General features: G+C 53.8%; 10 protein-coding genes and 7 tRNA genes. 16 read left to right on the top strand and 1 reads right to left on the bottom strand.

The window, feature by feature from the left end; all coding sequences use genetic code 11:
- Positions 1-278 precede the first annotated feature (278 nt).
- The 12 genes from nagB to PAT9B_RS05480 all read left to right on the top strand — a co-directional run bounded on the left by nagB (position 279) and on the right by PAT9B_RS05480 (position 7169).
- Positions 279-1079 carry a glucosamine-6-phosphate deaminase gene (gene nagB / locus PAT9B_RS05535; RefSeq protein ID WP_013508273.1) on the top strand — a complete coding sequence of 267 codons (801 nt, stop codon included), beginning with the start codon at positions 279-281 and terminating at the stop codon, positions 1077-1079.
- A 60-nt stretch (positions 1080-1139) separates the two neighbouring features.
- Positions 1140-2288 (top strand): N-acetylglucosamine-6-phosphate deacetylase, encoded by a 1149-nt coding sequence (gene nagA / locus PAT9B_RS05530; RefSeq protein WP_013508272.1) that lies wholly within the window; start codon positions 1140-1142, stop codon positions 2286-2288.
- 7 nt (positions 2289-2295) lie between these two features.
- On the top strand, positions 2296-3516 hold the full coding sequence (locus PAT9B_RS05525) for an N-acetylglucosamine repressor (protein ID WP_013508271.1): 1221 nt from the start codon (positions 2296-2298) through the stop codon (positions 3514-3516).
- Between the two features lie 40 nt (positions 3517-3556).
- Positions 3557-4309, top strand: coding sequence for an HAD-IIA family hydrolase (locus PAT9B_RS05520; RefSeq protein ID WP_013508270.1), 753 nt, complete (start codon positions 3557-3559; stop codon positions 4307-4309).
- A gap of 305 nt (positions 4310-4614) precedes the next feature.
- Positions 4615-6282: an asparagine synthase B gene (gene asnB / locus PAT9B_RS05515; RefSeq protein WP_013508269.1), complete on the top strand. Its 1668-nt coding sequence runs from the start codon at positions 4615-4617 to the stop codon at positions 6280-6282.
- A gap of 217 nt (positions 6283-6499) precedes the next feature.
- Positions 6500-6576: transfer RNA gene (locus PAT9B_RS05510), tRNA-Met, on the top strand.
- Between the two features lie 8 nt (positions 6577-6584).
- Positions 6585-6669, top strand: a tRNA-Leu gene (locus PAT9B_RS05505).
- Positions 6670-6690: 21 nt separating this feature from the next.
- Positions 6691-6765: transfer RNA gene (locus tag PAT9B_RS05500), tRNA-Gln, on the top strand.
- Between the two features lie 34 nt (positions 6766-6799).
- Positions 6800-6874: transfer RNA gene (locus PAT9B_RS05495), tRNA-Gln, on the top strand.
- A 31-nt stretch (positions 6875-6905) separates the two neighbouring features.
- A tRNA-Met gene (locus tag PAT9B_RS05490) sits at positions 6906-6982 on the top strand.
- 8 nt (positions 6983-6990) lie between these two features.
- Positions 6991-7065: transfer RNA gene (locus PAT9B_RS05485), tRNA-Gln, on the top strand.
- A 29-nt stretch (positions 7066-7094) separates the two neighbouring features.
- Positions 7095-7169: transfer RNA gene (locus tag PAT9B_RS05480), tRNA-Gln, on the top strand.
- Positions 7170-7270: 101 nt separating this feature from the next.
- Here the strand turns inward: PAT9B_RS05480 and ubiF are convergent.
- Complete coding sequence (gene ubiF / locus PAT9B_RS05475; protein ID WP_013508268.1) at positions 7271-8443, bottom strand: 3-demethoxyubiquinol 3-hydroxylase; 1173 nt, start codon at positions 8441-8443, stop codon at positions 7271-7273.
- Positions 8444-8603: 160 nt separating this feature from the next.
- Here ubiF and miaB point away from each other — a divergent pair, with 160 nt between their 5' ends.
- The 4 genes from miaB (at position 8604) to corC (ending at position 12735) form a co-directional block, all read left to right on the top strand.
- Entirely contained in the window at positions 8604-10028 is a 1425-nt protein-coding gene (gene miaB, locus PAT9B_RS05470; RefSeq protein WP_013508267.1) for a tRNA (N6-isopentenyl adenosine(37)-C2)-methylthiotransferase MiaB, read from the top strand.
- A gap of 208 nt (positions 10029-10236) precedes the next feature.
- The gene (locus PAT9B_RS05465) at positions 10237-11301 is read left to right on the top strand and encodes a PhoH family protein (RefSeq protein ID WP_013508266.1); all 1065 of its coding nucleotides are present in this window, start codon (positions 10237-10239) and stop codon (positions 11299-11301) included.
- Positions 11298-11771, top strand: coding sequence for an rRNA maturation RNase YbeY (gene ybeY, locus PAT9B_RS05460; protein WP_013508265.1), 474 nt, complete (start codon positions 11298-11300; stop codon positions 11769-11771). Before PAT9B_RS05465 ends, ybeY begins: the two co-directional genes overlap by 4 nt.
- A gap of 82 nt (positions 11772-11853) precedes the next feature.
- Entirely contained in the window at positions 11854-12735 is an 882-nt protein-coding gene (corC, locus tag PAT9B_RS05455; protein ID WP_036624428.1) for a CNNM family magnesium/cobalt transport protein CorC, read from the top strand.
- Positions 12736-12737 lie beyond the last annotated feature (2 nt).

The raw sequence follows: 12737 nt of genomic DNA, 5'->3' as shown, positions 1-12737 counted from the left end.
GGCACCCGGTAGCTTAGATGACACTTTTCACCACGAGGCGAAGTGTAGAGATAAATTAATTCGCCTCGCAAATTAAAACCACAACAACTGTGACTTTTATCACCAAAAATGACGTTTTCACCCCCGTACCGCTAGCCTTCACCCCAAACTTATTTTATGATGAAAAATATCAGGACGCACTTTTCCCCGTATGATTGTGCTTAAACGGATTACGCTTAAGAACGGTCTGTAGAGAAAACGGCGACCCCACTTTTCCAATCTTTAACTGAGGTGAAGACATGAGACTGATCCCTTTAGCCACACCTACCCAGGTGGGTAAATGGGCCGCGCGCCATATTGTTAACCGCATTAATGCGTTTAATCCTGGCCCAGATCGTCCCTTCGTGCTAGGTCTGCCTACCGGTGGCACCCCACTGGAAGCGTACAAGCACCTGATTGAGATGCATAAAGCGGGCCAGGTTAGTTTCAAACATGTGGTCACTTTTAACATGGATGAATACGTTGGCCTGCCAAAAGAGCATCCGGAAAGTTACCACAGTTTTATGTATCGTAATTTTTTCGATCACGTTGATATCCAACCAGAAAATATCAATCTTCTGAATGGCAATGCGGAGGATATTGACGCAGAATGTCGTCAGTACGAAGAGAAGATCCGCGCCCTGGGTAAAATCCATCTGTTTATGGGTGGCGTGGGCAATGATGGTCACATTGCCTTTAATGAACCTGCCTCCTCGCTTGCATCCCGTACCCGTATCAAAACGTTGACACACGAGACCCGTCTCGCCAATTCCCGTTTCTTTAACGGCGATGTTGATCAGGTGCCAAAATATGCTCTGACCGTGGGTGTCGGTACGCTGCTGGATGCAGAAGAAGTGATGATTCTGGTTACCGGTCATGTTAAAGCCCAGGCGTTGCAGGCGGCGGTTGAAGGTAACGTTAACCATATGTGGACCATCAGCTGCCTGCAGCTGCATGCGAAATCGGTCGTGGTTTGTGACGAACCCGCCACCATGGAACTGAAAGTGAAAACCGTGAAATATTTCCGCGAAATGGAAGCGGAAAATATGAAAGGTGTGTAAGACCACGTTGTAAAAAACCTGCTGCCGTAGTGCAGCGGGCTTAGCCGGGAGAGAAAGACGATGTACGCATTAGTTAACGGCCGGATTTTTACCGGTCACGAAATTCTGGACAATCATGCGGTAGTGATTGCCGATGGCCTGATTGAGCGCGTCTGCCCACGCGACGCGCTGGATGCCACCCTGCCGCAACAGGATGTTGCGGGTGCGTTTATCGCTCCCGGTTTTATCGATTTACAGCTCAACGGCTGCGGCGGCGTGCAATTTAACGATGATATCGATGCATTGAGCGTGGAAACGCTGGAAATTATGCAGCGCGCCAATGAGAAATCGGGCTGCACCAGCTACCTGCCAACCTTGATCACCAGCACGGATGAATTGATGCAGCGTGCTGTCGAAACCATGCGCGCGTATCTGAACAAACATCAAAACCAGGCGCTGGGTCTGCACCTCGAAGGTCCGTGGCTGAATAAAGTAAAAAAAGGCACGCATAACCCGGAACTGATCCGTTTACCGGATGCAAAACTGGTGGATTTTCTCTGCGCGAACGCCGATGTGATCACCAAAGTGACACTGGCCCCGGAAAACGCCGGAAGTGCAGTGATCCGTCAATTACGCGATGCGGGCATTATCGTTTCAGCGGGTCACTCGAACGCCACCTATGAAGAAGCCAAAAGCGGTTTCGCGGCGGGCGTCAGCTTTGCAACCCACCTTTACAACGCCATGCCGACCTTTGCCGGGCGCGAACCGGGCTTGATTGGCGCGCTGTTTGATGCGCCTGATGTATACTGCGGCATCATTGCAGATGGTTTACATGTCCACTACGCTAATGTGCGCAATGCGAAGCGCATCAAGGGCGACAAGCTGGTACTGGTAACCGACGCCACCGCACCGGCAGGTGCTTCGATTGATAAATTTATTTTTGCTGGCAAAACAATATACTATCGCAATGGCCTTTGTGTGGATGAGAACGGCACCTTAAGTGGCTCCGCCATCACCATGATTGAAACGGTTCAGAATTGCGTGGAACATTGCGGCATTGCGCTGGATGAAGCTCTGCGCATGGCAACGCTCTATCCGGCAAAGGCGATGGGGGTGGAAAAACAGTTGGGCACGGTCGAAGCTGGAAAAGTCGCCAACCTGACTGTCTTTACCCGCGATTTTCAAATCATTAAGACGTTCGTCAATGGAGAGAACGTCCTCAGCGAGTAAGCACTGAATGACCACTGGCGGCCAGACTCAAATAGGAAATGTCGATCTTGTCAAGCAACTCAATAGCGCAGCCGTTTATCGGTTGATTGATCAACAAGGGCCTATTTCGCGCATTCAGATTGCCGAAGTGAGTCAACTTGCGCCCGCCAGCGTCACCAAAATTACCCGCCAGTTGATTGAGCGCGGTCTGATCAAAGAGGTGGAGCAACAAGCCTCCACCGGCGGTCGCCGCGCCATCTCCATCATCACCGAAACCCGCCATTTTCATACCATCGGCGTGCGCCTCGGACGTAACGATGCCACGCTGACACTGTTTGATCTCAGTGGCAAATCCCTGGCGCAGGAAGACTACCCGCTACCGGAACGCACCCAGGAAACACTGGAAAATGCCTTATTCAACGCCATCAGCGCGTTTATGGCTGCCCACCAGCGTAAAATTCATGAACTGATTGCGATTGCCGTGATTTTGCCGGGATTGGTAGACCCCATTAACGGCGTGATTCGCTATATGCCGCATATTGCTGTCAGCCACTGGCCGCTGGTTTCCAGCCTGCAAAAACGGTTCAATGTCACCAGTTTTGTCGGCCATGATATCCGTAGTCTGGCCCTTGCCGAGCACTACTTCGGTGCAAGCCGTGACTGCGCAGACTCCATTCTGGTGCGCCTGCATCGTGGAACCGGGGCCGGTATCATTGCCAACGGGCACATTTTTCTCGGCAGCAATGGCAACGTGGGCGAAATTGGTCATATTCAGGTCGACCCGCTGGGCGAACGCTGCCATTGCGGCAACTTCGGCTGTCTGGAAACCATTGCCGCCAATGGCGCCATTGAAAACCGGGTACGCCACCTGCTGAATCAGGGCTACCCCAGCTCACTGACCCTCAATGATTGCCAGATGCCGCAAATCTGCCGCGCGGCCAATCAGGGCGATGCGCTGGCGTGCGAAGTGATCGAATATGTCGGCCGTTATCTCGGAAAAGCTATCGCCATTGCGATTAACCTGTTTAATCCGCAGAAAGTGGTGTTGGCCGGTGAAATCACCGACGCCGACAAGGTGCTGTTTCCGGCGATTGAAGGCTGCATCAATACGCAGGCACTCAATGCGTTTCGTAAAAATCTGCCTGTGGTACGCTCAGAGTTGGATCATCGCTCTGCCATTGGCGCTTTTGCGCTGGCAAAACGCGCGATGCTGAATGGCATTCTGCTGCAACATCTGCTGGAAGAGTAATCGATGCCTGCCTGCCGGCAGGCCATACCGGATGCAATCTATGACAATCAAAAGCGTAATCTGTGACATCGACGGTGTGTTGATGCACGACAACACCGCCGTTCCTGGTGCTCAGGAATTCCTGCAACGCATCCTTGAAAAAAAGATGCCGCTGGTGGTGCTCACCAACTACCCATCGCAAACAGCCAAAGATCTGGCAAATCGTTTCGCCTCATCCGGTATTGAAGTACCGGATTCCGTGTTCTACACCTCGGCGATGGCAACAGCCGATTTTCTGCGGCGGCAGGAAGGTAAAAAGGCCTATGTCATTGGCGAAGGCGCGCTGATTCATGAGTTGTACAAGGCCGGTTTTACCATCACCGATATCAACCCTGATTTCGTTATCGTTGGGGAGACCCGCTCCTTTAACTGGGAGATGATGCATAAGGCGGCGTTCTTTGTCGCCAATGGCGCGCGCTTTATCGCCACCAACCCGGATACTCACGCGCGTAATTTTGTTCCGGCCTGTGGCGCGTTGTGTGCCGGGATTGAGAAGATCTCCGGCCGCAAACCCTTTTATGTCGGCAAACCCAGCCCCTACATCATGCGTGCCGCCCTCAACAAGATGCAGGCGCACTCTGAGGAAACCGTGATTGTGGGCGATAACCTGCGGACCGATATTCTCGCCGGTTTCCAGGCCGGTCTGGAAACGGTGCTGGTGCTGTCGGGAGTTTCGACACTCAGCGATATCGATGCCATGCCGTTCCGTCCGGATTGGATTTACCCTTCGGTTGCCGATATCGATCTGTTCTGATTTTCCACATCAGCAAAACTTATGGCCCGGCGCAGCAAAAAAGTTCGCCGGGTTTCTTTTTTCCGCGCCCTGCCTTGCTCACAAAATGACCCGAATCAGGATTTCATTAGATACCATCTAATGAAATGGTATTTTTATTGAATTAAATTCAATTTAATCGCCATGACAACATTCTTTTTATCAGCCAATCGTGAATTTGCTTGCATTACCACCACCAAATAGCGCATTTTCTTATACATCACGCAGCGAGGCTGCCGGACAAACGTAGAAATAACATCCCCACAGGGTGAGATCAGGAGTCAGTTATGTGTTCGATTTTTGGTGTGTTGGATCTGAAAACCGATCCTGTTGAATTGCGCAAGAAAGCGCTGGAATGTTCCCGTCTGATGCGCCATCGCGGCCCGGACTGGTCAGGCGTCTATGCCGATGACAAAGCCATTCTGGCGCATGAGCGCCTGTCAATTGTTGACGTCAACAACGGCGCACAGCCGCTGTATAACGCCGATCACACGCACGTACTGGCGGTAAACGGTGAAATCTACAACCATCAGGCACTGCGTGCTGAACTGAGCGATCGCTATCAGTTCCAGACTGGTTCTGACTGTGAAGTGATTCTTGCGCTGTATCAGGAAAAAGGCGTTGATTTCCTTGATGACCTGCAAGGCATGTTTGCCTTCATTCTGTGGGACAGCGTGAAACAACAGTATCTGATTGGCCGCGACCATATCGGTATCATCCCGTTGTATATGGGTAACGATGAACACGGCAACTTCTATGTCGCTTCAGAAATGAAAGCGCTGGTGCCCGTGTGCCGTTCCATCAAAGAATTCCCGCCGGGAAGCTACCTCTCCAGCACCGATGGCGAAATCCGTCGTTACTGGCAGCGTGACTGGATGGATTACAAAAGCGTTGAGCACAACGCCACTGATGCTGCCGGTCTGAAAGCCGCGCTGGAAGAGTCCGTTAAGAGCCACCTGATGTCAGACGTTCCTTATGGCGTGCTGCTGTCTGGCGGTCTTGATTCCTCCATCATCTCTGCGGTGACCAAGCGCTTTGCCGCAAAACGTGTGGAAGATCATGACAAGAGCGATGCCTGGTGGCCGCAGCTGCACTCCTTCGCGGTAGGCCTGGAAGGCTCGCCGGATCTGAAAGCGGCGAAATCTGTCGCGGAACACCTTGGCACCGTGCACCATGAAATCCACTTCACCGTGCAGGAAGGTCTGGATGCGATCCGTGATGTGATTTACCACATCGAAACCTACGATGTGACCACGATCCGTGCCTCAACACCGATGTACCTGATGTCGCGTAAAATCAAAGCGATGGGTATTAAAATGGTGCTGTCTGGCGAAGGTGCTGATGAAGTGTTTGGTGGCTACCTCTACTTCCACAAAGCGCCGAACGCCAAAGAGTTCCACGAGGAGAACGTGCGTAAACTGCTGGCACTGCATATGTATGACTGCGCCCGTGCCAACAAAGCGATGTCCGCCTGGGGCGTGGAAGCCCGTGTGCCGTTCCTCGACAAGAAATTCCTTGATGTCGCGATGCGCATCAACCCGGAAGATAAAATGTGTGGCAGCAACGGCAAGATGGAAAAACACATCCTGCGTGAGTGCTTCTCCTCTTATCTGCCGGAGAGCGTGGCATGGCGTCAGAAAGAGCAGTTCTCTGACGGCGTGGGTTATAGCTGGATCGACACGCTGAAAGACGTGGCCGCCAAGCAAGTTAGCGATCAGCAACTGGCAACCGCACACTTCCGCTTCCCGTACAACACGCCGAACTCGAAAGAAGCGTATCTGTACCGTGAGATCTTTGAAGAGCTGTTCCCGATCCCAAGTGCCGCTGAATGCGTGCCGGGTGGCCCATCAGTGGCGTGTTCTTCCGCGAAAGCGATCGAATGGGATGAAGCGTTCAAATCGATGGACGATCCATCGGGTCGTGCCGTAGGCGTGCATCAGTCAGCCTATAAATAAGGTTTTTAGTATCAAGCAAAAGGGGCCGAAAACGGTCCCTTTTTTTATGGATTGCGTTTGTATTGATCGAAAATTGCCGAATAAATCATCAGCCTGGTTATAAGCCAGACAAACAGGCGCATTAAGGCGAAAAACGGTAAAAAATTTGTTGACGCTACAAAGCTCAATACGCATAATGCGCCCCGCAACGCCGATGAAGGTAACGCGAAAAAAAGATGGCTACGTAGCTCAGCTGGTTAGAGCACAGCACTCATAATGCTGGGGTCACAGGTTCGATTCCCGTCGTAGCCACCATCTTTTTTGCGGGAGTGGCGAAATTGGTAGACGCACCAGATTTAGGTTCTGGCGCCGCAAGGTGTGCGAGTTCAAGTCTCGCCTCCCGCACCATTTCAGTCTTCGGCAGCCGGATGGGGTATCGCCAAGCGGTAAGGCACCGGTTTTTGATACCGGCATTCCCTGGTTCGAATCCAGGTACCCCAGCCAATCCGATGCACTCTCGTGGATACGAGTCGACTATTGGGATATCGCCAAGCGGTAAGGCACCGGTTTTTGATACCGGCATTCCCTGGTTCGAATCCAGGTATCCCAGCCATCGTCGGATGTGATGTAAAGCAGTACAATTTGGCTACGTAGCTCAGCTGGTTAGAGCACAGCACTCATAATGCTGGGGTCACAGGTTCGATTCCCGTCGTAGCCACCATATAAAATTGGGGTGTCGCCAAGCGGTAAGGCAGTGGATTCTGATTCCACCATTCCGGGGTTCGAATCCCTGCACCCCAGCCATACAAAAGACAATTTGACCAAACACCTATTGGGGTGTCGCCAAGCGGTAAGGCACCGGATTCTGATTCCGGCATTCCGGGGTTCGAATCCCTGCACCCCAGCCAAATTGCACAATAAAGCCCGCTTTTGCGGGCTTTATTGTTTTCTGCGTTCACAAAAAACGTATTCCCCGCCGCGATGCGACGGGATGGGCAAAAACGCCGGATTACAGCCCCAGCGCGTAACGCAGCACCTGACGTTTTAACGCACCCGCGTGCTCGGCCGCAATCAACCCCAGATTACGGGCAAAACGCAGCGCTGGCAGTTTATTGCTGAAGGCGAAGTAAAACAGATCCATCCCGCCCTGCATCAGCAAATTATCTTTACGACGCTGACGCTGATACCGCTGCAACACCGCCGCCGATGACCACTGCTCCGCCTGACGACGCGCCTCTACCAGCGTGTCCAGTAACGCATCCACGTCGCGATAGCCAAGATTTACCCCCTGCCCGGCCAGCGGATTGATGGTGTGCGCCGCATCCCCCACCAGCGCCAGACCGGCAGTGACATAGCGCGTCGCATGACGCCGTACCAGCGGGAACGAGGCCGCTGCCTTTACCTGAAAACGCCCGACGCGTGCCGGGAAGTGCGCGTGAATCTCTTTCTCCAGCTGCGGCAACGGCATATTCTGCAACTGGCGAATCCGTGACGGCGCGTCATACCACACCAGCGAGGCATGGCGATCGAACAGCGGTAAAAACGCACGCGGTCCTTCCGGGGTGAACTGCTGCCAGGTGGCGTCCCCCACATCATGCTCGCATTCGACGCTAATCAACATGCAGGATTGCGCATAGTTCCAGCCATGCACGCCAATCCCGGCCAGCTGACGCACGCGTGAATTGGCACCATCGGCCCCTACCACCAGCCTTGCATCCAGCGTGGTGCCATTATCGAGCTGCACCTGCCAGCCACCGCTATGTGGCAGCAAATTATCCAGACTGGCCGGTGCACATAAGGTCACACCATCTTCCTGCATTTTTTCCCACAGCGCGCGTTGCAGCACGCTGTTCTCGACCATATACCCCAGCTCGGGCAGCCCCAGCGACGCCGCATCAAAGGTGACATGGGCAGTTTGCCACTCCCAGGTTTCCAGCTTGCGGTAAGGTGCACAGCGCATCGCCTGCACACGTGGCCAGACGTTAAGCTGTTGCAGCAACGCCACCGATGACGCACCGATGGCAGAAATACGTACATCCGGTGCCCGCGCAGCATCAAACGGGGCGGGTTCCGCCCGCTCAACCACCGCCACGCGGAATTGCTGTTGCGCCAGGCCGCAGGCCAGTGCGGCCCCTACCATTCCGCCGCCAATCACCACCACATCAAAATGTGAATCCTGCATTGCCGTTATCCCTCTTGTTAACGCAGCGCTCATTGTGCGAAGTGTACCGGAAATTCACGTCACGATCAGAAAAGCCCTTACCCTTATACTGGTCACAACAGCAGCAAAGCATTACAATACGCGCCCAGCACTTACCTGCACTGAATTAATGGCTAGTCCAATGACCAAAAAACTGCATATCAAAACCTGGGGCTGTCAGATGAATGAGTATGATTCATCAAAGATGGCTGACCTGCTGAACAGCACCCACGGCTATACCCTGACTGAGGAAGCCGAAGAGGCAGACATTCTGCTGCTCAACACCTGTTCTATCCGTGAGAAGGCGCAGGAGAAGGTTTTCCATCAGTTAGGACGCTGGAAAAAGCTGAAAGAGCGCAACCCTGACCTGATCATTGGCGTGGGTGGCTGTGTGGCTTCTCAGGAAGGCGACCATATTCGTCAGCGTGCGCCTTGCGTCGATATCGTGTTTGGCCCGCAAACCCTGCATCGCCTGCCGGAGATGATCAACACGGTACGCGGCAGCAACAGCCCGATCGTTGACATCAGCTTCCCGGAAATCGAGAAATTTGACCGTCTGCCTGAACCGCGCGCAGAAGGCCCAACCGCATTTGTTTCCATCATGGAAGGCTGCAACAAATACTGCACCTTCTGCGTGGTGCCCTACACGCGCGGCGAAGAAGTAAGCCGCCCGAGTGACGACATTCTGCTGGAGATCGCCCAGTTAGCGGCCCAGGGTGTGCGCGAAGTCAACCTGCTGGGGCAGAACGTCAACGCCTATCGCGGCGCAACCTTTGACGGTGACTTCTGCACCTTTGCCGAATTGTTGCGTCTGGTTGCCGCGATCGACGGCATTGACCGTATTCGTTTCACCACCAGCCACCCGATTGAGTTCACCGACGATATCATTGATGTTTACCGTGATACGCCTGAGCTGGTGAGCTTCCTGCATTTGCCGGTCCAGAGCGGTGCTGACCGCATTCTGACGCTGATGAAACGTGCGCATACCGCACTGGAGTACAAAGCGATCATCCGTAAACTGCGCGTAGCGCGCCCGGATATTGAAATCAGCTCTGACTTTATCATCGGCTTCCCGGGTGAAACCCAGCAGGACTTTGAACAGACCATGAAGCTGATTGGCGATATCAACTTCGATATGAGCTTCAGCTTTATCTACTCTGCGCGTCCGGGTACACCGGCCGCTGACCTGCCGGACGATGTACCGGAAGAGGAGAAAAAGCAGCGTCTGTACATCCTGCAGGACCGCATCAACCAGCAGGCGATGGGGATCAGCCGCCGTATGCTCGGCACCGTGCAGCGTATTCTGGTGGAAGGCACCTCACGTAAAAACGTGATGGAGCTGTCGGGTCGTACCGCAAACAACCGCGTGGTGAACTTCGAAGGCAACGTCAGCATGATTGGTAAGTTCGTTGACGTGGAAATCGTCGATGTGTATACCAACTCGCTGCGTGGCAAGGTGGTTCGCACTGAAGACGAGATGGGCCTGCGCGTAGTGGAAAGCCCGGCGTCGGTGATTGCGCGCACGCGCAAAGAGAACGAAATTGGCGTGGGTCAGTTCCAGCCTTGAAACCCCGACCTTTGAGCGACAGCGCACAAAACGCTGTCGTCTGTTACCTCAGGCAGCACTTGCATTCTGGCAGTGCTGCCCAAATATCTCCCCTGAAGCTTGCGCCCAGGCGTTGCCCCATAAATAATTCCGTAAAGATGCGCTGCGCCTTGCTGCCACGCGTCGGATACACTTTTTCAACTGGCCCTGAGTGACCCAAAGGATTCATTTGAATATCGAAACTCGTGAAATCGCCCTTGAACCGGTAGATAACCGCCGACTGCTCAGCCTGTGCGGTCCGTTTGATGACAATGTGAAACAGCTGGAACGGCGTCTGGGGATCGAAATCAATCGCCGTGACAACCAATTTAAGCTGGTAGGCCGCACGCTGTGCGTCAACGCTGCGGCAGACATTCTGCGCACCCTGTATGTTGATACGGCACCGGTACGTGGTCAGATCCCGGATATCGAACCGGAGCAAATCCACTTAGCGATCAAAGAGAGCCGCGTCCTGGAGCAGAGCGCGGAAAGCGTGCCGGAGTACGGTAAGGCGGTCAATATTAAGACCAAGCGCGGCGTGATTAAACCGCGTACACCTAACCAGGCGCAGTACATTGCCAATATTCTCGATCACGACATTACCTTTGGTATCGGCCCGGCCGGTACGGGTAAAACCTATCTGGCCGTCGCCGCCGCGGTCGATGCGCTGGAGCGCCAGGAAATTCGCCGTATTCTGCTGACCCGTCCGGCGGTGGAAGCCGGGGAAAAACTCGGCTTCCTGCCGGGCGATCTCAGCCAGAAAGTCGATCCTTATCTGCGCCCACTCTACGATGCACTGTTCGAGATGCTCGGCTTTGAGCGGGTTGAGAAGCTGATGGAACGCAACGTCATCGAAGTCGCGCCGCTGGCGTATATGCGTGGCCGCACGCTGAATGATGCCTTTATCATTCTTGATGAGAGCCAGAACACCACCATCGAACAGATGAAGATGTTCCTGACGCGTATCGGTTTTAACTCAAAAGCGGTGATTACCGGTGACGTGACGCAAATTGACCTGCCACGCCATACCAAATCTGGCCTGCGCCACGCGATCGAAGTGTTGTCGGAAGTGGATGAGCTGAGCTTTAACTTCTTCCACAGCGAAGACGTAGTACGTCACCCGGTGGTGGCACGTATCGTTATCGCCTATGAAGCCTGGGAAGAGGCAGACCAGAAACGCCGAGATAAACAGGCTGAAGAGCGTAAACGTGATGCGCTTGCCGCCGCCCAACCCAGCCCGCAGGAGCCTTCATGAGCGCGGTAATTCTTGATTTACAACTGGCCTGTGCCGAAAGCCAGGGTTTGCCGGAAGAAGCGGCTTTTCAGCGTTGGCTGGAAGCTGCCGTCACGCCGTTTCAGCCGGAGAGCGAAGTCACCATTCGCCTGGTTGATGAGGCGGAAAGTCATGAGCTAAATCTGACTTATCGCGGTAAAGACAAGCCGACCAACGTGCTCTCTTTCCCGTTCGAAGCCCCGCCGGGAATTGAGTTACCGCTGCTGGGCGACCTGATTATTTGCCGCCAGGTGGTAGAGCAGGAAGCGGTCGAGCAAGGGAAATCCCTCGAAGCCCACTGGGCGCATATGGTGGTACACGGTACACTGCATCTGCTGGGCTACGACCATATCGAAGACGATGAAGCCGAAGAAATGGAAGCGCTGGAGACCGAGATAATGCTTGCCCTCGGTTATCCGGACCCGTACATTTCGGAGAAAGAAGACGCCTGAGCCACTGGCTCAGGTCATTATGCTGCTGGCGCGGATGCCAGCAGTTTCCTTCCCTCACCAGAGAGAACTAAATAAAAACGCCATGAGCGACGACCATTCTCAAAACAGCGACGCACCCAGTAGTAAAAAGGGATTTTTTTCCCTGCTAATCAACCAATTGTTCCACGGTGAACCGAAAAACCGTGACGAACTGCTGGGGCTAATCCGCGATTCTGAGCAAAAAGAACTGATTGACCAGGACACCCGCGACATGCTGGAAGGGGTGCTGGACATTGCCGAACAACGCGTGCGCGACATCATGATCCCACGTTCCCAGATGATTACCCTGAAACGTAACCAGAGCCTCGAAGAGTGCCTGGCGGTGATCATCGAATCGGCCCACTCCCGCTTCCCGGTGATCAGCGAAGATAAAGACCACGTTGAAGGCATTTTGATGGCGAAGGACCTGCTGCCCTTTATGAGCAGCGCCTCAGAACCCTTCAGCATGGAAAAGGTGCTCCGCCCGGCGGTGGTAGTCCCTGAAAGTAAGCGTGTGGATCGCATGCTGAAAGAGTTCCGCTCACAGCGCTACCATATGGCGATTGTGATTGATGAGTTTGGCGGTGTGTCCGGTCTGGTGACCATTGAGGACATTCTCGAACTGATCGTCGGAGAAATTGAAGACGAATACGATGATGAAGAAGACCGCGATATTCGTCAGTTAAACCGCCACACCTATACGGTGCGTGCGCTGACGCCGATTGAGGACTTCAATGAGGTATTCGGCACCGGCTTCAGCGATGACGAAGTCGATACCATTGGCGGCCTGGTGATGCAGGGATTCGGCCACCTTCCCGCGCGCGGTGAGAGCATTGAAATTGATGGTTACCAATTCAAGGTCGCCATGGCTGACAGCCGCCGTATCATCCAGGTGCATGTAAAAATTCCGGAAGACTCGCCGCTCCCTCAACTGGATGACGAATAACT

The sequence above is a fragment of the Pantoea sp. At-9b genome (assembly GCF_000175935.2).
In the GTDB taxonomy this organism is placed as follows: Bacteria; Pseudomonadota; Gammaproteobacteria; order Enterobacterales; family Enterobacteriaceae; genus Pantoea.
The sequence above is the reverse complement of the archived record's forward strand: the minus strand, read 5'-3'. Positions and strand labels throughout refer to the sequence as shown.